Here is a 21,882-nt window from a genome sequence, read left to right as displayed (position 1 = left end):
CCGCGGATTATCGGGGCGCGTCGCCGGCCGACGCCGCCGGCGCGCCGGCCACGACGACGGTGCGCGCCGGCAGCGCCAGGGCCACGCCGAGCGCCGCGAACTCGCGCATCAGCCCGAGGTTGATGGCCTGCTGGTTGTCCATGTACTGCAGGTAGTCGGGCGTCTGCATGACGTAGACGACCACGTAGTTCAGCGCGCCGTCGCCGAAGCCGGTGAAGTGCGCGCGGTCGAACTTCAGCTGCGGCTGGGCCTCGACCACGCGCCGCACCACGGCCGGGATGGCCGCGGCCTGCTCCGGCGTGGTGGCGTGGCTGACGGCGAAGCCGAATTCGATGCGCCGCGTCTGCATGCGCTTGAAGTTGCGCAGCGCGCCCTTGAGCAGCTCGGTGTTGGACATCACGATCTGCTCGCCGCCGGCGCTGCGCAGCCGCGTGGTCTTCATGCCCACGTGCTCCACGGTGCCGCCGACGCCGCCCACGGTGATGGAGTCGCCGACCTCGAAGGGCTTGTCCAGCGCGATGGCGATCGAGGCGAACAGGTCGCCGAGGATGTTCTGCGCGGCCAGCGCGATGGCGATGCCGCCGATGCCCAGGCTGGCCACGAAGGCGGTGATGTTGAAGCCCAGGTTGGACAGCACGGCCAGCGCGACCACGGCCCACAGCGCGGTGTTCAGCGCCCAGCCGATCAGCGTGCGCGACACCGTGGCCTGCGGCGAGCTGCCGGGCGCGGCGTGGCGCAGCAGCTGGCGCTGCATCAGCACGTCGATCAGCTTGGCGCCCCACAGCGCCAGCTGCAGCGCGACCGTCACGTACCACAGCTGGGCGACGCGGTCGGCCCAGCGCGCCGGCAGGTCGAGCATGGACAGGCCGATCAGCACCGCGGCCACGGCCAGCAGCGGGCCGCTGGTGCGGTCCAGCACCTGCGCCAGCACCGGCCGGACCTCGGCCAGGCCGCGGCCGGGGCGGTCGGCCGCGGCGCTGCCGCCGATGCGGCCGCGGGCCAGCCGCAGCGCGGTGCGCATGACGAGGTAGGCGGCGAGCGCCGCGACGGCGGCGACGCTCCAGCGCGCCAGGGGCACGCCGAGCAGCAGCGTGGTGGTGAACCAGTCGGGAAATTGCATCGGCGGTTTATAGCCGCCGCGGGGCGCGCCGGGCGATCGGCCCGGGCAGGAGGCGCCTGTAGGACCGCGCCGCGCCCCGGTTCAGGGCGGCGGCAGGCGCGTGGCGCCGCGTGCGTAGGCCGAGCCGCCGCCCAGCAGCAGCGCCAGCACCCAGAACGCCGGCACCATGCCGGCCGCCGAGCCCAGGCCGCCGAACAGGATCGGCAGGAACACCTGGCTGGCGTTCATGATGGTGCTGCGCACGCCCAGCGCCTCGCCCGAGCGGCCCGGCGGCGCCACCGCGTGCACCAGGCTCATGACCATGGGCTGGGTGCAGCCCAGGCTCAGCCCGTTGACGAAGGCCAGCGCCAGCAGCAGCGGCACCGCGGTCGTCAGCGGGAACAGCAGGTAGACCGCGGCGGTGACGGCCAGCGACAGCACCAGCGTCTGCCATTCGTCCAGCCGCTTCTGCAGGAACGGCATGGCCAGCCGCACCACGAAGGTGGCGACGCCGAAGCAGCCCATGATCGCGCCGATGGTGGAGGCCGACAGGCCGATGCGCGCGCCCTGCACCGGCACCATGAAGATGAACATGTCCCAGGCCATGGACAGCAGCCCGCTGGTGACGAACACCGCGCGCATGCGCGGCGCGCGCAGCAGGTCCAGCACCCGGCCGCGCGCCGCCGTGCCGGCCGCCGCGGGGCGTGGCGCCGAGCGGATGCGCAGGGCCGCCAGCACGGCCAGCGCCGCCACCGCGAACAGCGCCAGCAGCCCGAAGGTGCTGCGGTGGCCCAGCAGGTCGATGGCCAGCCCGGCGACGACCGGCCCCAGCACGGTGGACAGCGAGAACGCCAGCGCCAGCAGAGTGAACGCGCGCACCCGCGTCTCGGGCGTGACGGCATGGCCGACCTCGTTGTAGACCGTCATGTGCAGCAGCATGAAGCCGCTGCCCAGCAGCATGCTGGCCAGGCACAGCAGCGGCACCGACGGCCACAGCGCCGGCAGCACCGCGCCCAGGACCGTGAGGACGATGGCGATGCGGGCCGGCCGCTGCAGGCCGACGCGGTCGATCCAGCGGCCCAGGCGCACCGACAGCAGCATCGGCAGCACCGACAGCAGGCTGACCTGCAGGCCCACGACCACGGTCGGCGCGTGCAGCGCGATGGCGTACAGCGACAGCGCCACGCGGCCGCCGGTGAAGGCCAGGTGCGTGAGCACCAGCACGGCCATCATCGGCAGTAACTGCCGCGCCAGCGGCGGGGCGGTGCCAGGGGTGTCCACGGCGGCTCAGCCGGCAGCCGGCGGCGCCGCCGCGCGGGGAGGGCGGCGGCAGGCGCGCTGCAGGAGGGCCTGCGGGGCGCCGGGGGAATGCGCAGGGGCTGCTGGCGGGACGGATCGCATGCGGCCGTTGTAGCACAGCCCCCCGTGGCATGCCGGCGCGGCCCGGCCGACCTAGAATCGGCCCCTTCCCGCCCCGCAGCCGGCCGTCCCGCCCCGAGGACGCCGCCCCCCGATGAACGCCCCCCTCGACGTCTCCTTCTTCGCGCGCGCCGCCAAGCCGCTGACCAGCTACCGCAAGTACTGGGCGGCGCGGTTCGGCACGGCGAAGTTCCTGCCGACCTCGCGCGAGGAGATGGCGGCGCTGGGCTGGGACAGCTGCGACGTGATCATCGTCACCGGCGACGCCTACGTGGACCACCCCAGCTTCGGCATGGCCGTGATCGGCCGGCTGCTGGAGGCCCAGGGCTTCCGCGTGGGCATCATCGCCCAGCCGGACTGGACCGGCGCCGAGCCGTTCCGCGCGCTGGGCCGGCCCAACCTGTTCTGGGGCGTGACCGCCGGGAACATGGATTCGATGATCAACCGCTACACGGCCGACCGCCGGATCCGCAGCGACGACGCCTACACGCCCGGCGACGTGGCCGGCAAGCGGCCGGACCGGGCGGCCATCGTCTACAGCCAGCGCTGCCGCGAGGCCTACCCGGAGGTGCCGATCATCCTGGGCGGCATCGAGGGCAGCCTGCGCCGCATCGCCCACTACGACTACTGGAGCGACAAGGTGCGCCGCTCCATCGTGGCCGACGCCAAGTGCGACCTGCTGCTGTACGGCAACGCCGAGCGGGCGCTGGTGGAGGTGGCGCACCGCCTGGCCGCGGGCCAGCCGGTGCAGGGCATCACCGACGTGCGCGGCACGGCCTTCGTGCGGCGCCAGGGCGACGACAGCGCCGCGGGCTGGTTCGAGATCGACTCCACGAGCGTGGACGAGCCCGGCCGCGTGGACGCGCACGTGAACCCGTACCGCCTGGTCTCCGAGCAGGCCCGCGACCAGGGCGCCAGCTGCGCGCGCGAGGACGAGGCCCGGGCCGCCGCGGCCGGCCAGGCCACTGCGGCCGCCGCCGGCGGCGGCACGCCGATCCGCTTCGTCGCCAACCCGCGCGTGGCGCTGAAGCCGCCCCCGCGCGACCGCAGCGTGATCCGCCTGCCCGGCTACGAGCAGGTGCGCGCCGACCCGGTGCTGTACGCCCACGCCAACCGCGTGCTGCACCTGGAGACCAACCCCGGCAACGCCCGCGCGCTGGTGCAGGCGCACGGCGAGGGCGCGACCGCGCGCGACGTGTGGATCAATCCGCCGCCGATCCCGCTGACCACGGCCGAGATGGACTATGTGTTCGGCCTGCCGTACGCGCGCAGCCCGCACCCGCGCTACGCCGACGAGCACGGCCGCCACGACGGCGCCACGAAGATCCCGGCCTGGGAGATGATCCGCTTCAGCGTGAACATCATGCGCGGCTGCTTCGGCGGCTGCACCTTCTGCTCGATCACCGAGCACGAGGGCCGCATCATCCAGAGCCGGTCGGAAGAATCCATCATCCGCGAGATCGAGGAGATCCGCGACGGGGTCGAGGGCTTCACCGGCACCATCTCCGACCTGGGCGGCCCCACGGCCAACATGTACCGCCTCGGCTGCAAGTCGCCCGAGATCGAGGCGGCCTGCCGCAAGCCCAGCTGCGTGTACCCCGGCATCTGCCAGAACCTGCACACCGACCACGGGCCGCTGGTCAAAATCTACCGCCGCGCGCGCGCACTCAGGGGCATCCGCAAGATCCTGATCGGCTCGGGCCTGCGCTACGACCTGGCGGTGCAGAGCCCCGAGTACGTGAAGGAGCTGGTGCAGCACCACGTCGGCGGCTACCTCAAGATCGCGCCCGAGCACACCGAGGCCGGCCCGCTGTCCAAGATGATGAAGCCCGGCATCGGCAGCTACGACCGCTTCAAGCAGATGTTCGAGAAGTTCTCGGCCGAGGCCGGGAAGAAGCAGTACCTGATCCCGTACTTCATCGCCGCCCACCCGGGCACCAGCGACGAGGACATGATGAACCTCGCGCTGTGGCTCAAGCGGAACGGTTTTCGCGCCGACCAGGTGCAGACCTTCTATCCGAGCCCGATGGCCACGGCCACGGCGATGTACCACTCGGGCCGCAACCCGCTCACCCGGGTGCGCCGCCAGATGCGCGACGAGGCCGGCGAGCGCGTGGACATCGTGCGCGGCGAGAAGCGCCGCCGCCTGCACAAGGCGTTCCTGCGCTACCACGACCCGAACAACTGGCCGCTGCTGCGCGAGGCGCTCAAGAGCATGGGCCGCGCCGACCTGATCGGCAACGGCAAGCAGCACCTGATCCCCACCTTCCAGCCCGCCACCGACGGCGGCTACCAGAGCGCGCGGCGCAAGAACAGCACGCCCGCGCCCGCAGCGGCGAAGAAGGGCCGCATCCTGACCCAGCACACCGGCCTGCCGCCGCGCGCAGGCACGGGCGCCAAGCCCGGCGCCCGCCAGCGCTGAACAGCCCCGCATCGACGCTGCGCGCGGCCGGGTCACCGGCCGCAGCGCCGCTTCCGTACGCCTGCCAACTCCACGGGAAGTAGCTTTTCCAGCAGCTACTCTTTCCCGGGTGTTGTATTGGAGGAACAGGAGAGATCGGAGATCCGTTCGGTTCCGGCAGTAGTACTTGACCGTACTACTCCTGGAAACCTACAGTCTGGAACCGCGAGTGGTTCTCATTCAGTCTGGCGTCTTCATCGGGGCGCCACGGGGCCCGCCGCATCCCGTGGCGGGCGCGGCAGCGCCGCGTCGCCGCCATGGGGTCCGACCCATTCCTTTGCCCGACCTATGCAGTCCTTGTCTTCCGCTGCGCCGCACGGCGCGGCCGTCCCGTCCCGTCCGCATTCCACGTCCCTGGCCGCGCAGCTGCTGCTGGCCGCCGGGAGCCTGGCGCTGCCGATGCACGCCGCCCAGGCGCAGGCCGCGCCCGAGGCGAAACCCGCCCAGGGCGAGGCCACCACGCTGCCCACCGTGCGCGTCACCGGCTCGCGCGTCGAGACCAATACCCTGCAATCCAGCAGCGGCGTGGCGCGCATCCAGGGACCGGTGCAGGACATTCCGCAGGTCGTCAACGTGGTGCCGCAGGAAGTGCTGCAACAGCAGCAGGTAACGACGCTGGAGCAGGCGCTGCGCAACGTGCCGGGCATCACGGTGACCATCGGCGAGGCCCGCGGCGGCGCCAACGGCGACCAGTTCCGCATCCGCGGCGCTTCGGGTCGCAACGATGCCTACCTGGACGGGCTGCGCGACTTCGGCGTCTACGTGCGCGACACCTTCAACACCGAGCAGGTCGAGGTGCTCAAGGGCCCGTCGTCCGAGAACTTCGGCATGGGCTCCACCGGCGGCGCGATCAACAGCGAGACCAAGCGCGCCCACCTGGGCAACGACGGCAGCGTCGAGGCGATGCTGGGCAACGGCCCGATGAACCGGCAGACCCTGGACGTCAACCGCCAGCTGAACGAGACCACCGCGCTGCGCATCAACGCCATGCGGCAGGACCAGAAGATCGTCGACCGAGACGGCGTCGAATCCGACCGCTGGGGCCTGGCCGCGTCGCTGGGCCTGGGCCTGGGCACGGCCACGAACTGGCACCTGAACTACATGCACCAGTCCAACGACCGCACGCCGGACTTCGGCCAGCCGATGATCGGCCGCACCGCCAGGGACGTGCGCCGGCCCATCCAGGATTTCGGCGTGAGCCGCTCCATCTACTACGGCAAGGACAACGACCAGGACCGCACCGATGCGGACATCCTGACCTCGATCTTCAAGCACCGGCTGAGCGAGAAGACCACCCTCAGCAACGAGACCCGGCTGGGCTACTACGAGCGCCGGTTCGGCGTGATGACGCCGGTGTGCAGCCAGGCCGCGTGCATGACGCCCTTCTTCACCCAGGGCGACGGGCCGGTGGCCAACGGCGGCGATCCGCACTATACCCAGCGCTCCTGGGGCGTGCAGAACGTGACGACCCTGGCCACCGCGTTCGAGACCGGCGGCCTCCAGCACGACGCGCGGCTGGGCGTGGACATCGCCCGCCAGAAGGACCACCGGCAGGCCTACGCGCTGATGAAGCCGGACATGTCGGGCACGACGTCCGCGCTGAACAAGGGCACGCTGCGCCATCCGAACCACGCTTCCGACAGCTTCATCGTCGCCATCAACCCCAACGGCAACGACAACGTGCGCGATGCCAGCCTGACCGACATCGCGTTCTTCGCCAGCGACCACGTGCATTTCACGCCGCAGTGGTCGCTGCTGGGGTCGCTGCGCTGGGACTACTACAAGCAGTCCTCCCGGATTTCGACGCTGAGGAACGGCGCGGTGTCGGGCGACGTGAACACGATCTCGCGCTTCATCAGCCCGCGCCTGAGCCTGATGTGGGAGCCCAGCCAGCAGCAGACCTACTACCTGTCCTACGGCTGGGCTTCGTCGCCGCCCTGGGCCGGCTCGATCTCGGGGGACTACGACCCGCTGGGCGCCGGCAACACCGGCGCCTCGGGCAACGCGCTGCGCAGCCTCGATCCCGAGAAGACCAGGACGCTGGAGCTGGGTGGCAAGCTCAGCCTGCTGGACGAGCGGCTCGGCCTGTCCGGCGCCATCTTCCGCACCGAGAAGAACAACACCTACTACGACGACGGCTCGGGCGGCCTGGTGTCCACCGGCAACAAGGAGCGTTACACCGGGCTGGAGCTGGGCGTCGCCGGGCAGATCACGCGCGAGTGGAGCGCGAACCTGAACTACACCTACCTGCGCAGCAAGATCACCGATGCCGCGGGCGCCAGCGCGGGCAACATCGGCAACCCGGTGCAGGGCGTGCCGCGCCATGCTGTGTCGCTGTGGACGAGCTACGACCTGACGCCGGTGCTGGCCGCGGGCCTGCCCGGCCGCCTGACGATCGGCGGCGGCCTGACCTACCGCGGCAGCATGTACGCCCGCGACGACAAGATGGCCGCGGTGCCGCACAACCTGTCGTACGACGCCATGGTGGCCTACGAGTACAAGAACCTGCGCTTCGCGCTCAACGGCTACAACCTGGCCAACCGCGTGAACTACGATGCCTTCTTCGCCGGCCCCAACGCGGACTCGGCCCGCCTGATCCCGGCGGCGGGGCGCACCTTCGTCCTGAGCGCCCGGGTGGCGTTCTGACGCCCGCGGGCGGCGGCCGGCCCGGGCGGGCCGCCGCCCGGTTTCCCTGGATTTCCGCAGACCGACCATGATCGTCCAGATACCGCAGGTGCTGACCCGCGAGGAGGTGGCCCACTGCCGCCAGGTACTCGAGGCCTCGGCCTGGGTCGACGGCAAGGGCTCCGCCGGCGAGCAGGCCCGCGAGGTCAAGCGCAACCTGCAGGTCGCCATGGACTCGCCCGAGTTCGAGCAGCTGGGCGAGCTGATCCTGCGCGCGCTCGGGCGCAGCCCGCTGTTCAACTCGCTGGCGATCCCGCTGCGCGTGCGCCCGCCGATGTTCAACCGCTACGACACGGGCATGCACTACGGCGCGCACGTGGACGGCGCCATCCACGGCGTGCCGGGCGCGCCGCGCATGCGGGGCGACCTGTCGTCCACGCTGTTCCTCACCGACCCGGCCGAGTACGACGGCGGCGAGCTGGTCATGCACCAGCTGCACCAGACCCAGGCCTTCAAGCTGGACGCGGGCGACCTGCTGGTCTATCCGACCAACTGCGTGCACAGCGTCAACCCGGTCACGCGCGGCTCGCGCTGGGCGGCGTTCTTCTGGACGCAGTCGGTCGTCCGGTCGCACGAGCAGCGCGCCATCCTGCACGAGCTGGACATGGCCATCGTGCAGATCCGCGCGCTGCTGCCGGACACGCATCCGGCGGTGCTGTCGCTCACGAACACCTACCACAACCTCCTGCGGTCGGCGTCCGAGCTGTAGGGGAGAGAGGGCGAGGCCGGCCGCGCCGCCGGTCAGCCCTGGCGGCGGGTGACCTTGACCGCCACGTCCATGCCGGCGTAGGCGTCCGGCTCGCCGAACCAGCTGCCGGCGATTGGCGGCGCCAGCGCCGGGTCGCGCGCCACGCCCACGCGCAGCAGGTGGCCGCTGCCCATCAGGTCGTTGGTCGGGTCGAAGGCGACCCAGCCGGCGCCCGGCAGGTAGGCCTGCAGCCAGGCGTGCGTGGCACCGGCGCCGACGATGCTGTCCCCGCTCTGCTGGCCCGGGGCGTCCAGCGCCGGGTCGTACAGGTAGCCGGAGACGAAGCGCGTGGCGATGCCCAGGCGGCGCACGGCCTCCATCATCAGCAGCGCGTAGTCGCGGCAGCTGCCGCCGCCGGCGGCCAGCGTCTGCAGCGGCGTCTGCGTGCCTTCCTCGTCGCGCGACTGGTAGGTGAACTGCGTGTGGATGTGCGCGCTCATGCGCCGGAGCGTCTCGCGCGTGCTGTTGGGCGCGTCGCTGTGCAGGAACTGGTGCGCCCAGCGCAGCAGCACGCCCTCCGGGTCCTCGTGGTGCGGGCGCAGGTAGTGCTCCAGGTCCAGCCGGTCCTGCAGGGAGTAGGCGAAGGGCAGGAACTCGGCCGGCGGGTCCAGCGCCAGCAGGTCGCCGGTGGAGGGCACGTGCTCGACCGTGAACGCGCAGACGATGGTCAGCTCGTCCGCCTCGCCCTCGGGCTGCACCAGGGCCAAGGAGTTGGAGTGCGGGTCCTGGATCAGCCGCACCGTGGCCTGCGGGCTGACCTGCAGGTCCGTGGCCAGCACGCGCAGGTCGTGGCTGTCGCGCGGGCGGAACATCACCCGGTGCAGGCCGAAGCGCACCGGCTGGTGGTAGCGGTAGGTGGTGGTGTGGAGGATGTCGTACTGCGTGGCCATGGCCGACGATCGTGGGCCGCCGCGCGCCGTCCTCAACCGCCCTTGTGCGAGCGCTTGCCGGGGTTCTTCTTGCTGCGCGTGGCCACGCCGCGCTCGCGGCTGATGCGCTGGCCGCCGCCTGCGCGGCGCACCGTCAGGCCGCCGGCGGGCGCGGGTGCGGGAGTGGCCTTGCGGTCGGCTTCGGTGACGATTTTGTTGCCCATGTCTGCTCCTGATCGGACGGTGGAAGAAAACCCGCGATGATCGCACATCGGCCGCGGCGGCGATTTCCTAGACGGCCAGGCCGGGACCTGCCGTCGCCGCGGCGGACCGAACCGCAGGTGGACCTCACTTGAAGACCTTCAACGTTTCGTCGGATGCTGGTGCTGGTGCTGGTGCTGGTGCTGGTGCTGGTGCTGGTGCTGGTGCTGGTGGCGGTGGCGGTGGCGGTGGCTTGGGCGATGCCGCCGGCGGCTTGGGCGGCGGCGGAGCGGGCGGTGGTGATGCAGGCGGTGGCGGGGCCGGTGGTGGTGGTGCAGGCGGCGGTGGTGCGGCCGGGTGCGGCGGTGGCGGGTGGCGGTCGACCACCTGCAGCCGCACGGACTTGGACGGGCCGAGGCAGGGCAGGCCGGGCCATTCGCCGTGGACGTAGAGCGCGCCGGAAGCCTCGATGGTGTAGTGGCCGGCCGCGCCGTAGCGCTTGGTCAGCACGAACGGATTGCGGTCGAGGCGGCGTTCCACGGCCTCGCCGTCGCCGAAGGCGACGTGCAGGTTGCAGCCGACGGTGGACCCCGTGACCAGGAGCTGCACCTCGATGCGCACGGGCTCGTTGACGACCGCCCGCTCGGGGGCGGCCAGGCCCGCCAGGAACTGCGCCTGGGCCAGCTGCGATGCCAGTTCCAGGGCGGCGAAGACGGCCAGACGTTTCATGGGTTCCTCGGTGGTAGTTGGGCCAACGTGCCGGCTTCGGCGTTCGCCAGGGCCCGCAGCTCGGGCCGGATCCTGGTGTTCCGGGCATCGCGCAGGTAGGCCAGCGCGGCCGCCCGGTCCTGCGCGCAGTACAGCGACAGCCGCAGCGCGGCCGTGGCAGCCCTGGTGTTGCCTTCGCCGGCCAGCGATTCGGCCAGGTAGATCCAGGCGCCGGCATCGTCCGGCTTGAGCTTGAGCGCGTTCTGCGCGGCCTGCGGCGCGCGTTCGCCGCCCGACGACCGCAGCAGGGCGTAGCTGAGGCGCGACCACGCCTGCCAATCGTCGGGCTGCAACCGGGTCGCCTGCTCCAGCGCCGCGACGGCCTCTGCGTAGCGGCCCTGCGCGATCGCCCGCTCGCCGCGCGCGACCAGCGGCTGCTGCGCCGCCGGGGCGGGCGTGCCGGGGCGCAGGGCGCGCAGCAGGCGGCCCACGCGCGGCCAGTCCCGCGCGTCCGCGGCGGCCATCAGCTGGTTGAGCCGCTCGGCCTGCGCGGCGGGTGTAGGCGGTGGGGGCGGTGCTGGTGGCGTGACAGGCGCAGGCGCGGGTGCCGGTGCCGGTCCAGGGGCAGGCGCGGGTGCGGGTGCGGGTGCGGGTGCCGGTCCAGGTGCAGGTGCAGGTGCAGGTGCAGGTGCAGGTGCAGGTGCAGGTGCAGGTGCAGGTGCGGTGGCCGGCGGCTGCGGGTTCGGATTCGGAACTGGATCGGGCCCGGGATGGCGCAGCAACACCGCCGATGCGGCGGCGGCCAGGGCGACGGCGGCGGCCGTCCACACGGCGATGCGCTTGATCGGTGGCTGCGATGGCGATGGCGATGGCGTCGACGGCCGGAGCGCCTGCGCCAGCGCATCGGCCGTCTGCGGGCGCTGCTCCGCCTTCAGGCGCACGGCCTGGGCGACGGCGTCCCGCAGCGGCCTGGGCACTTCCACGCCGCTCCAGTCGAGCGGGCGGTCGTCCGAATAGCGTTCCAGCGCGCCCTGCATGGTCCGGCCGGTCAGCATCTTGTAGAGCGTGGCGCCGCAGGCGTACACGTCGGTCCAGGGGCCGACCTTGCCGGCGTCGGCCAGGTACTGTTCGGGTGCCGCGTAGCCATGGGCGAAGAAGACATCCGTGCTCTTGTCGCCCTCGGCCGTCAGCTGCTTGGCGCCGCCGAAGTCCAGCAGCATGGTGCGGCCCTGCTGGGTGATGTAGATGTTGTCGGGCTTGAGGTCGCGGTGCACCACGTTCGCGGCGTGCACCGTCCGGAGCGCGTCCAGCACGAAGGCCATGAGCTGCAGGGCCCGGGACGGCTCCAGCGGACCGTCCCGCTCGATCCACTGCTTCAGCGTGATGCCGTCGAGGAACTCCATCGCCAGGTAGGCGGTGCCATGCGCCTGGATCACGTCGTGCACGCGCACGATGTTGGGGTGGTTGAAGCGGGCCAGCATCTGCCCTTCGCCGAAGAAGCGCTTCAGGCCGCGCGGGAAGATCTCGTCCGCATCGGCGGAGTTGCCGCCGACGGTGATGCGGTCGGTGCCGCGCGAGACCAGCCCCGCAGGGAAGAACTCCTTGAGCGCCACGCGGCGTGCCAGGTGCACGTCCTGCGCCAGATAGGTGATGCCGAAGCCGCCGGCGCCCAGCACCCGGCCGATCCGGTACTTGCCGCCCACCAGCGTGCCGACCGGCAGCGCGCGGCGGTCGCGGCTGCGCTCGGTCTGCTCGGCGCCGCACACCGTGCAGCGGCCGTCGACGACGGCGTCCGAGAAGCAGCTCAGGCAGGGCGGATGCGCTTTGTCGCTCACTGTGGACTACCTTCGCCCGTCCGGGCTGCGGTGCGAGCACCTTGGGGCGGCCGGGCGGTGCTCATGGCCGGGCCTCCGCCTGCCGGATGTCCAGCCGCACGCCGCCGCCGTGCGGCGGGCCCAGCATGAAGCTGCCGTGCCAGCCGTTGGCCGTGGCGATGACGAGCCAGCTGGCGCCGCCGCCGGGCGCCGGCTGGCGGATGTAGGTGTGGTTCAGCGAACCCAGGTCCTGTACCGTGAAGCGGCCGTCCGCCCCGACCGAGACCGCGGCGTGCCGGCCCGACAGCAAGGGGTTGGCCAGCACCACGTTGGACTTGCCGGTGCGGCCGATGGTGAGGCTCTCGTTCGGCTTGAGCACGTGCACGAAGGGCTGTGCGCCGGCGGTGTGCAGCGTGATCTCGACGCCGTGGGTCGTGACGCCGTGGGTCTCGACGCTTGGGGTCTTGACGCTTTGGGTCTCGACGCCTTGGGGCACGCCCGTGGGCGGGTCGGGCGCCTCGGGCGGGAGCGTGGGATGGACCGTCGGCGGGGCCGTGATCTCCGGGCCACGGCCCTGGCGTTGCCGCCACCAGGCCCAGAACGCCAGGCTGGCCAGCAGCGCCAGCCCGGCCCAGCCGGTGATGTAGTTGCCGAAGTCGCGCCCGCCGGCCAGCCCGTGGCCGACGATGGCGAGCGCCGGCAGCAGCGCCAGCCAGTGCCCCGGGCGCGCCGGGCGGACGGGCTGCGTCTGCGTGTCCGGTAGCGGTGGAGCGGGCGCCGTGGGCGGCTCCGGCGGCTCCGGCGGCAGCATGGCCGCCATCGCCGCGGCGTCCCGCACGCGGTCGCCGGGCATCAGCGCCAGCGCCGCCTCGACGGCAGCCGCCAGCGCGGGATCGATGTCGGGGCGCACCGTGCGCAGCGGGGGCAGCAGCTCTTGCGGGCGGGCCTTGCTGCGTGCCACGGCATTGGGTGGCGGCGTGCCGGCCAGGCAGAAGTACAGCGTGGCGGCGAGCGAATACAGATCGGTCCACGGCCCCTGGTTGGGCGCCATGTACGCCTGCTCGATCGGCGCGTAGGCGGGCGTGAACATGCTCATGTGCGAGCGCGACTGCGTGGACTCGAAGTGGTCGCGCGCCGCGCCGAAGTCGATCAGCACCGGCTTGCGCTTGTTCCGCGTGATGATCACGTTGGAGGGCTTGATGTCACGGTGCACGAAGTTCCTGCCGTGGATCTCCTGCAGGGCGGCCAGCAGCTGGCGCGCGATGCGGGCCACCTCGTCGCCCGGCAGGCGGCCGCCGCGCGACGCGCAGTACGCGCCCAGGTCCTCGCCCTCCACGAACGGCATCACGTAGTAGGCCGTGTTGTTCTCCTCGAACTTGTCCGTCACCCGCACGATGTGGGGGCTCTTGAACTGCTGGATCAGCCGCGCCTCCCAGCGAAAGCGCGCCAGCCACTTGCGGTGGTCGCGCTCGAAGTCCGGCTCCACCCGCAGCGCCGCCTGGCCCGGCGGCCGCGTGACCTGGCCGCTGTGCAGCAGCAGGCACTCCTTGACGACCACGACGGCGTGCTGCTGCGTGTCCAGCGCGCGGTACACCACGCCGAAGCCGCCCGGCTGGCCCAGCGGTGCGCCGATGCGGTAGCGGCCCTGCCGCAGCGCGTGCCGGTACGGCAGGTAGCGCGCATCGCGCGTGCGGGCGTCTTCCTCGGCCCGGCGGCACGCCGGACAGCTGCCGGTGTCCGGTTTGTCGTCGAAGCAGAAGGGGCAGAGCATGCGGCGGCCTGGTCATGGCGCGGTCGTGGGGCCGAGTTCCCCCGGCGGCACGCTAGCGGCCTTGGATGGCGTGGCCTCGGCCGGCGCGGGCGGCGCTGGAGGGACGGGTGGCGCGCCGGGCTCCGGTGCCGGCGGTGGCGGCGGCGGCGGCCTCGTCGCGGCGGTGTCGGCCGGCGGCGGTACCGGGGCGCTGCTGGCTGCTGTCGGTGGGGCCGGCGGAACCGGCGCTACCGGGCCGGCGGCCGGCGAAGTTTTTTTTTCCGCGGGCTTCTTGTTGCCGGCGGCCTTGGCCGGCGCCTTCGGCGCAGCGGCTTCCGCGGCCTTGGCGCGGGGTTTCGCCTCGATCTGCCTGAGCGTGTTCTGCTCGGCGGCCGTCAGCGCGAGTCCCGCGTCCTGCAGCGCACGGCGCAAGTCGGCGACGGCCCGTTCCACCCGCTCCTGCGGCCCTGGATCGGCCGCGGCACTCGCCGGGCGCAAGGCTGCCGGCGCCAGGGGCGCTGCCGCCGGGACCGGCGCAGGCATGGGCGTCGGCTCCGGTGCGGGCGGGAGCGCCGGCCCCGGTGCCGCCGGCATGGGCGGCGCGGAGGGCGCGGGCATGCCTGGCGCACCGGCCGGGGCGGCGGCATCGCCGGCCGTCTCCACGCCGGCCGGCTCGACGCGGTACAGCAGCACGCCAGCGGTGACGAGGGCGGCCGCCGCGCAGGCCAGGCCGGCCCACTTGGCGGCGGAGCGGCCCGGCGCGGCCGGCGGCTCGGGCCGCGCCGGGGCATGGCCGGGCTTGAGCCCGGCGATCCGCACCACGATGGCGGTGCTGTTGTCCTGGTGCGGCTTGCCGGCCGCCAGCACCCGTTGCAGCATGTCTTGCGCGATCAGCCGGGCATCGGCGCCGGCGCAGGCATCGCGGATGCCCTCGGCGCCGATGCTGCCGTGCACGCCGTCCGAGCAGGCGACCACCACGTCGCCGACCTCCAGCGTGCGGCTGCCGTCGTGGTGGCGCCAGTGGTCGGTCCCCATGAAGCTGGTCAGCGCGTTGCGCTGCGGGTTGGCCTGGATGTCGGCCTCGCTCCAGGCGCCTTGCTGGACGCCGCTGCGCATGTCCTCGGCCAGCGTGAAGTCGCGCGTGAGCTGCTCGATCTGGCCGGCGCGGCACAGGTAGATGCGCGAGTCGCCGGCCGAGCACCAGTGCAGCCGCCTTTCGTCGATCGCGAAGGCGGCCACCGTCGCGCCCATGTTGTCCTGCGCGTTGGCGTTGCGGGCCGCCAGCCGCACCGCCTCGTGGCCGCTGGTGGCCGCCTCGGCCAGCGCCTCGGCGGTGCCCAGGCGGGCGGCGAGGGCGGCGTCGAAGGCCTGCTTCAGCGCCAGGATGCCATTGCGGCTGGCGATGTCGCCGCGGACGTGTCCGCCCATGCCGTCGGCCACGGCGCCCAGCCAGGGCGCACCCTCGCGGGCCGGCGGGTCGGTATAGAAGAAGTCCTCCTGGTAGTCCCGCTGCCCGCGGTCGGTGAACGGGTGGACGTCGAGCTGGAAGGCGGTGGTCGGCATGGTCGGCTCGGCGCCTCAGGCGGCCAGGTAGACCCGCAGCTCGGTGCGGCCGATGCGGATCACGTCGCGGTCCTGCACCGGCTCCGGCCGGACCAGCCGCGTGCCGTTGAGGTAGGTGCCGTTGGACGAGCCCAAGTCCCGCAGCATCAGGGTGCCGCGCTGCAGGTACAGCGCCGCATGGCGGGCGGACGCCTCGGCGTCGCCGCCGGTCGCCACGTCGCTGGCGCCGGCGCGGCCCAGCAGCAGCTCCTTCTGGCCCACGTGCACCTGCCGGCGGCCCTGGCCGTCGATGTCCAGGGTGATGGTCCGGCGCTCCCCGCCATCCGGTTCCGGGGCGATGATGACCACGTCGTCCTGGCCTTCGCCGGTGTCCGGCGCCACGCCGGGGGCCGGTTCCGGCGGCGGCGCCACCGCCGTGCGCCGGCGCATCAGCCAGGCGGCCGCGGCCACCGCGGCCGCCAGCACCAGCCAGTGCCACGGCGCCAGGGCCGCCAGCCGGACCCGCAGGCGCGGCAGCCATCCATCGCCGCGCGCGGGCCGGGGCGTGGACGCCGACGCCGACGCCGTCGGGGCGGCCGGCTCCACCGGCGCTGCGGCCAGGCGCACGCTGCGCATGTCCTGCAGCGTGACGTCGCTGTACTGCACGCCCAGCTGCAGCATCCGCGCCACGCCGTCGCGCGGGCAGGCCTTGCAATCCAGCGTCACCAGCTGCGCCTGCTGGGCTTCGTCGAGCAGGCCCTGCAGGCTGCGGCCCAGGTCGGCCGCGGTCGACTGCACCAGGTCGCCGCCGCTGGCGCGCGCGATCTGGGCCAGCGCCTTGATGTCCTCGCGCTGCTGCGGCGGCACGCGCGCGGGCACCAGCACGAGGGCGAACACCGGCGCGCCGCCTTCCGCGGCCTTGTGCAGCGCCTCCTCGCGGCCGAAGCCCTTGCGGCTGTCGTCCTGGCCGTCGGTCAGCAGCAGCACCGCACGGCGCAGCGGCAGCGCAGCGGCCGCGCGCGCCGCCAGCTCCTGCGCGGCCAGCATGCCTTCGTACAGGGCGGTCTCGGCTGCGTCGGCGCCCAGGCCGGCCAGTTCCGCGTCCCCGAGTCCGGCGGCCGGCCCGAAGCCGCGCAGCGTGCGCACGTCGGCACCGATGGCCAGCAGCGCGACCTGGCTGCGCGGCGGCAGCTGCGGCAGCACGCCGAGCACGCTGCTGCGGAACGCCTGCACGCCGGCCGTGCCCAGGGACTTGGACACGTCCATGGCCACGACCAGCGACAGGCCCTGCGCGCGGTCCCAGGCGCCGGCCGATTTCACCGGCAGCCCGACCTCGCCCAGCGCGGCGGTGATCCGCGGTGCCGCGCCGCCGGCCGGCGCGGCCGGCACGCTGCTGCCGCTCAGGAACACCGCCAGATCGGGCGCGCGGTCGGTCACCTGGCTGATCTGCAGCGGGGCGGCGGCCCACGCGGGCAGGGCGGCCAGCGTGGCCAGCAGGTGCAGGGCAGCGCGGCGCATGCCCCGCAGGCAGGATGCCGGCGTGGTCATCTCGTCGCCCGCGTCATCTGCATGTCGTCGCCGTCGCCGTCGCGCTGCGAAGGCGCGGGCGCGGGCGACGCTGAGCCTGGCTGCACCGGCCGGCTGGTGTCCCAGCGGAAGCGCTCGCCGCAGAACGGCACGAAGATCAGCCGCGTCGTGCCGATTTCCAGGACGTCGTAGGGCTTGAGCACCACGGACTGCAGCACCACCTCGTCGTTGACGTAGGCGCCGCTGCGGCCCTTGCCGGCGATCAGGTGGAAGCAGGTCTTCTTGATGTCGAAGAAGATGCGCGCATGCTCCTCGCGCGCGATCGTGTCGTCGCCGGCGATGCAGATCTGGTTGCCGGTGTCGCGCCCGATCGTGTTGTAGCCGGAGCGGATGCGGTAGTCCCGCCCCTGGTTGGGCCCTTCGTGGCAGACCAGCCAGCCCACCACCGGGTCGATGCCGCCGCCCTTGCTCCACACCGCCACCGTGATCTCCGGGTCGACCTGGCGCTGCGGCCGCTCCGCGCCGGGCGCCTGGTCGCCCGCATGCATGCGCGTGCGGCCGCTGCCGTCGCCGTCGGCGCCTTCCTCGTACTTGCGCGTGGCCTGCACGGGCCCGATGCCGCAGTGCGGGCAGCTCGCGTTCTGGCTCTTGTCGTAGAAATGGCCTTCGTCGCATTGGATCATCTGGGTCATGCCGGGACTCCTCAAGGGGGATGGGATGGACGGGTTCGCGCGTGGCGCCGGGTCAGCGCGCGGAAGGTGCATGCACGGCGAAGCGGCAGCCGCGCCCGAACAGCTGGAACTGCTGGCCGTCGCGCAGGCGCCGCGGCGTGTGCGGGTCGAGGCGCTGGCCGTCGACGAAGGTGCCGTTGGTCGAGCCCAGGTCGCGCAGCTCGAAGCCCGTGCCGGCGTCGAAGCGCAGCGCGCAGTGGCGCGCACTGATGCCGTCCTGCGCCGCGTCGAACACCACGTTGCAGGTTTTGGCGTCGCGCCCGAACACCAGTTCTCCCTGCACCGCGAAGCGCTTGCCGGCGTACGGTCCGGCCAGGCCTTCGACGCAGGCCACTGCGCCGGGATCCTTGCCGGTCCCTTGCCCGCCTGGCGCCGCGCCGCCGGACGGCCCGCCGCGGCCGAACGGCAGCGGCCGGCGCGCCAGCAGCAGGCCCAGCGTGGCCAGCAGCAGCACGCCGACCGCCCCGAGCGCGCCGGCCGTGACCGGCTCGCGGTGCAGCCAGGCCCAGAACCAGTTGCGCCGCTCCAGCGTCTGGCGGTACTCGATGCCGTGGTCCTGCAGCACCGGCAGCAGCTCGTCGATCTCCTGCGACCATGCCACGCCGTCCATCAGCGGCACGCGCTCGGTGCCGACCTTGCCGGCATCGCTGATCACCGCGGTGCGGATCAGCGACTTCTCGGTGTTGATGCCGATGACCTCGCCGTACACGTTGAACAGCGGGCCGCCGGAGCTGCCGGGGCCGATCGAGGCCGTGATCTGGTACAGGCCGACCACGCCGGCGCTGGCGCGCGGGTCGCCGTCGGGCCGGCGGATCAGCGTGCGCGAGATGTGGCCTTGCGTGACCGTGGGCCGCGCCACCGCCTCGATCGCCGCCACGCCGTCCGCCGCGCTCGGGTAGCCGACCGCCACCACCGGGTCGCCCATGGCGACCGTGGTCTTGCGCGCGAACGCGACGCCGCGGCCGCCGGTGCCTTCGGCCAGTTCCAGCAGGGCGGCGTCCAGGTGCTGGCGCGAGACCGAGGCACGGCTGTTCCAGGCGACCTGGGCCTTGATCTGCAGGGGATCGCCGCCGTCGCGCGGCGACAGCACCAGGATGTCGCTGCAGTCGGACACCACGTGCGCATTGGTGAGCACGTGCCGCGCCTGCTTGCCGACCACGAAGCCCGAGCCGGCACCGATGCCTTCGCTGGTCTTGCAGAACACGCGCACCGTGCTGCCGACCATGGCCTGGGCATCGATGTCGGCCCGCGCCGGCGCGGCGGCGGTGCCGCAGCACAGCAACGGGGCGAGCAGGCGGATCAGGCAACGGCAAGCGGGCATGGCGCACTCTCCTGTCCGGTTCCGCCAGCGCCTTCCGATGCGGCCGGCGGCACCGATGGAATCACGGTAGCAGAGGGCTGCCGCGCTGCCATCAACACATCTGAGGATGCCGGCGGGGGCCATGGGCTGCGCTTTTCAGGGCACCAGTTCCGTCATCTGGCCCGGCGCCAGCACGCGGATCGTGCCGCCCCACACGCACTGCAGCGTGGAGGTGCTGTTGAGCACCGGCACGCCGCCTTCCAGCACGGTGGCCGTGCCGGGCACCCAGGGCGCGGGCGTCACCGGCATGCAGGGCATGGGCGTGAGCACGCCCAGCGCCGCCGCCGTGGCGGCGGCGACCGCAGGGTTGGACGGCGTGGTGCAGGCGCCGAACGGCATCACGTTGACGAGCGGCTGGTGGTCCATGACGGTGGCCGCCGGCTGGCTGCGGGTCAGCATGCGGCGCAGCGGCAGCACGGCGAGCGTGCCGGGGGCCAGGCCGAAGCTGCAGCCCAGCGTGGCGCCGTTGCAGACGTGGTGGGGCATGGCGGAACTCGGTCAACGGCCGGTGGACCAGTGCGCTTGCGCGCGCTCGGCAGTGGTCATCTCTCTGATCGTCTTCCAACTGCCGTCCGGCAGCAGGTAGCGGTGCTGGTCGCCCGTGACATGAATGTTCCTGTCACCCTGCCAGCCGAACCTGTCGCTCGGCGTGTTGACCTGAACCGTCGGGCCCTGGGTGGGGTGCCTGGGGTTGGCCGAGTGGTAGCGCAATTCCACGTTGCTCGGTCCAATCGGGTCGCTGGCGGTGTTCAGTACCGGCGAACCATCGGCGTGGTGCAGGGCGGTCTGTGGCACGGCATCGGCCGTCACGCCGGTACCGGGTGGAATCAGGCTCTCGACGGGTGCCCTCGGGCCCAAGGGCACGTCCGCGCCATTCGCGATACGAACCTCTCCGACATCGCTGAAGTAGTGGTTGACGCTGTAGTTGATGCCGTTGGGATTCGGGTTGATGCGTTCGACGATGTCCTGCAGGCCGCTGCCAGTCACCGGGTTCTGGCCCGGTAGTTCGAACAGCGTCGACGATCGGGCTTCTGTTCCGATGCCGTTGACGAAGGCGTCGATCTCGGCGTCGGTCAGGGCGGCGAGATCGCCCGTCGGCGTACCGATATGCTGCTGGCGCATGCCCGTCAGTTCTGGCGCGCCGGTGCTGGGCGCCAGCATCTCCGGGGCGCGACCGACCGGTGGCTTCGGGAAACCTCCGGGCGGTGGCTCCGGAATCTCAGGCAGCTTCGGTGGCTTGGGAAACTTCGGCTTGGTGAGGAAGTCCGGCGGGAATTCCGTCGGCTGCAAGCCGGGCGGCAGTTCGGTCGGTGCGAAAGGATTCGGCGCGTCCGGCAGGAGGGAAGGCTTGATACCCCTGGACGCTTCCGCTAGTTCGGCGGCTTTGGCCGCATCGGCGACGCCGGCGGCTTTTGCGGCATCGGCGGCTCCTGCTGCTCGGGCGACATCCGCCACCTCGCCGGCCTTGGCTACGCTGCCGGCCTTGGCCGCCGCGCCAGCCTCGCCGGTACCGATGAACAGCGAGCCGATGTCGAACACGCCGCGGCCCAATGCCTCCATCGGCCGGCCTTCGGCGATGGCTTTCTGGTAGGGCTGCCACAGCGTGCTGGCGACATTGCCCCAATAGGCGCCGTCGTGAGAAGGATTGAAAGTCTGGTCGGCGATGGTGCCTAGCCCCTTGTCACTGAAGGCCAGGTCGTAGGCGCCGTGCAGCAGCTTCTGCGGCATGCCCAGTCCCGGGATGTGCTCGCTCATGGTCCACAGGCCGCTGACGGTGTCCACAGGATTGGCGACGGCGCCCAGCACGCCTCCCAGCATGGTGCCGGCACCCTTAGCAATGCCACTTTCGAAGTCCACGTACTGGTTGACCGCGGACTCGCCAGCGCCGGCGATCTGCTCCAGCACCGGAATCCCCTCGGCGTGGCCGGCGGCCCAGCGCGTGCCCTCCTTGGCCTTGCCGCCCAGCCAGTCGATGCCGTGGTCCAGTAGCTGCTCGCCCTGCTTGACGTAGCCGGCAGCTTGCTTCATCTCGGCGTATTTGCCGCTGGCGTAGCCGGTCACGCCGGCGACGGCCTCGTCGGCGAGGCCGCTCGCACCGTTCCAGACACCGTGGACCAGGTTGGAGGTTCCAGCGACGGCATCGTGGGCCAGGCCGCCTGCGCCCTCCCAGGCGTCGCTGGCCAGGTCGGTGGCGCCGTGCCAGGCCTCGGAGGCCATGGTGCCGGCATTGCCGACCAGTGTGCGTGCGCCGTCGAGCAGCGTGGCTGCGGCGTCCGGGTCCATCTTGACGACCGAACGGGCGCTGTCGGCCAGACCGGACAGGCGGCCGAACCAGCTGTCGTCGTCCTCGCTGCGTTGCACTGCGGCCGCACCGCCGGCGTTGACCACGGCCGTGCTGGCATCGACGAGCGGCACGGCTTCGGCCCCCTGCATGTCCATCACCGCGTCGGCCACGCGGTCGGCTTCGCGCTCGAAGGCGTCCCCTGGATCGCTCAGTGCGATGCCATCGCCCACCGGCGTGGCGGAGACAGGTCCCTCGGCCTGCTGCAGCACATGCGTGATCTCGTGTGCCAGCAGCCGCAGGCCGCTGTCGGAATGCGGATCGTAGGCGCCCGCGCGGAAGTACAGGTCGCTGCCGTGCGTGAATGAGCGCGCCTGGACCGCGGCCGCCATCGCGTCGGCCTGGCTGTCGGTGTGCACATGGACGGCGCCCAGGTCGGCCTGCAGCCGCGCTTCGAGAAAGGCGCGCGCCGATGCGGCCAGGGGGCTACCGGCGCCGCGGCGCTGCGCGAGCAGGCTGCCGAAGGCCTGGCCGTCGGTCAGTCCTTGCACGGCGCGGTTGCCGACACTACGCTGCAGTGCCGCCACTGGATGAGCGGCGTGCGCCGCACCAGCTGTAGTCGGCGTGCGCTGCGCTGCGGTGGGTGTCGGTACGCGCGAATGCGAGGCCAAAGATCGCTGAGCCATG

16 protein-coding genes are annotated in these 21,882 nt (G+C 72.5%); 3 read left to right on the top strand and 13 right to left on the bottom strand.

Going from position 1 to position 21,882, the window contains the following annotated elements; genetic code table 11:
- Positions 1-7: 7 nt before the first annotated feature.
- Both QM782_RS22850 and QM782_RS22845 read right to left on the bottom strand, forming a co-directional pair.
- Positions 8-1,120, bottom strand: a complete 1,113-nt coding sequence (locus tag QM782_RS22850) for a mechanosensitive ion channel family protein (RefSeq protein ID WP_415205161.1) — start codon at positions 1,118-1,120, stop codon at positions 8-10.
- A gap of 81 nt (positions 1,121-1,201) precedes the next feature.
- The gene (locus QM782_RS22845; RefSeq protein WP_415205160.1) at positions 1,202-2,380 is read right to left on the bottom strand and encodes an MFS transporter; all 1,179 of its coding nucleotides are present in this window, start codon (positions 2,378-2,380) and stop codon (positions 1,202-1,204) included.
- Positions 2,381-2,612: 232 nt separating this feature from the next.
- On the opposite strand from QM782_RS22845, the gene QM782_RS22840 reads away from it, so the two are divergent.
- The 3 genes from QM782_RS22840 to QM782_RS22830 all read left to right on the top strand — a co-directional run bounded on the left by QM782_RS22840 (position 2,613) and on the right by QM782_RS22830 (position 8,373).
- On the top strand, positions 2,613-4,940 hold the full coding sequence (locus tag QM782_RS22840) for a YgiQ family radical SAM protein (RefSeq protein WP_415205159.1): 2,328 nt from the start codon (positions 2,613-2,615) through the stop codon (positions 4,938-4,940).
- A 336-nt stretch (positions 4,941-5,276) separates the two neighbouring features.
- Positions 5,277-7,625, top strand: coding sequence for a TonB-dependent receptor (locus QM782_RS22835; RefSeq protein WP_415205158.1), 2,349 nt, complete (start codon positions 5,277-5,279; stop codon positions 7,623-7,625).
- Positions 7,626-7,692: 67 nt separating this feature from the next.
- Complete coding sequence (locus QM782_RS22830) at positions 7,693-8,373, top strand: Fe2+-dependent dioxygenase (protein WP_415205157.1); 681 nt, start codon at positions 7,693-7,695, stop codon at positions 8,371-8,373.
- A gap of 32 nt (positions 8,374-8,405) precedes the next feature.
- Here the strand turns inward: QM782_RS22830 and QM782_RS22825 are convergent, their stop codons facing one another.
- The 11 genes from QM782_RS22825 to QM782_RS22775 form a co-directional block, all read right to left on the bottom strand.
- The gene (locus tag QM782_RS22825; RefSeq protein WP_415205156.1) at positions 8,406-9,302 is read right to left on the bottom strand and encodes a transglutaminase family protein; all 897 of its coding nucleotides are present in this window, start codon (positions 9,300-9,302) and stop codon (positions 8,406-8,408) included.
- A gap of 32 nt (positions 9,303-9,334) precedes the next feature.
- Positions 9,335-9,505 (bottom strand): hypothetical protein, encoded by a 171-nt coding sequence (locus tag QM782_RS22820; RefSeq protein WP_415205155.1) that lies wholly within the window; start codon positions 9,503-9,505, stop codon positions 9,335-9,337.
- 124 nt (positions 9,506-9,629) lie between these two features.
- Entirely contained in the window at positions 9,630-10,211 is a 582-nt protein-coding gene (locus QM782_RS22815; protein ID WP_415205154.1) for a hypothetical protein, read from the bottom strand.
- Complete coding sequence (locus tag QM782_RS22810) at positions 10,208-12,025, bottom strand: protein kinase domain-containing protein (protein WP_415205153.1); 1,818 nt, start codon at positions 12,023-12,025, stop codon at positions 10,208-10,210. The genes QM782_RS22815 and QM782_RS22810 overlap by 4 nt, the downstream gene beginning before the upstream one ends.
- A 61-nt stretch (positions 12,026-12,086) precedes the next feature.
- Positions 12,087-13,775 (bottom strand): FHA domain-containing serine/threonine-protein kinase, encoded by a 1,689-nt coding sequence (locus QM782_RS22805; protein WP_415205152.1) that lies wholly within the window; start codon positions 13,773-13,775, stop codon positions 12,087-12,089.
- 12 nt (positions 13,776-13,787) lie between these two features.
- The gene (locus QM782_RS22800) at positions 13,788-15,317 is read right to left on the bottom strand and encodes a PP2C family protein-serine/threonine phosphatase (protein WP_415205151.1); all 1,530 of its coding nucleotides are present in this window, start codon (positions 15,315-15,317) and stop codon (positions 13,788-13,790) included.
- Between the two features lie 15 nt (positions 15,318-15,332).
- A complete protein-coding gene (locus QM782_RS22795) occupies positions 15,333-16,814 on the bottom strand; it encodes an FHA domain-containing protein (RefSeq protein WP_415205150.1) in 1,482 nt (493 codons plus the stop codon).
- A 26-nt stretch (positions 16,815-16,840) separates the two neighbouring features.
- A complete protein-coding gene (locus QM782_RS22790; RefSeq protein WP_415205149.1) occupies positions 16,841-17,515 on the bottom strand; it encodes an FHA domain-containing protein in 675 nt (224 codons plus the stop codon).
- A gap of 52 nt (positions 17,516-17,567) precedes the next feature.
- Positions 17,568-18,875: a trypsin-like peptidase domain-containing protein gene (locus QM782_RS22785; RefSeq protein WP_415205148.1), complete on the bottom strand. Its 1,308-nt coding sequence runs from the start codon at positions 18,873-18,875 to the stop codon at positions 17,568-17,570.
- A gap of 135 nt (positions 18,876-19,010) precedes the next feature.
- A complete protein-coding gene (locus QM782_RS22780; protein ID WP_415205147.1) occupies positions 19,011-19,400 on the bottom strand; it encodes a DUF4280 domain-containing protein in 390 nt (129 codons plus the stop codon).
- Between the two features lie 12 nt (positions 19,401-19,412).
- Positions 19,413-21,881 carry a DUF4157 domain-containing protein gene (locus QM782_RS22775; RefSeq protein ID WP_415205146.1) on the bottom strand — a complete coding sequence of 823 codons (2,469 nt, stop codon included), beginning with the start codon at positions 21,879-21,881 and terminating at the stop codon, positions 19,413-19,415.
- Position 21,882 lies beyond the last annotated feature (1 nt).

The sequence above is a fragment of the Pseudorhodoferax sp. genome (genome assembly GCF_047601025.1).
Lineage (GTDB): Bacteria > Pseudomonadota > Gammaproteobacteria > Burkholderiales > Burkholderiaceae_C > Pseudorhodoferax.
Note: the sequence above shows the minus strand (reverse complement) of the source record. Positions and strands in the feature narration are given on the sequence as shown.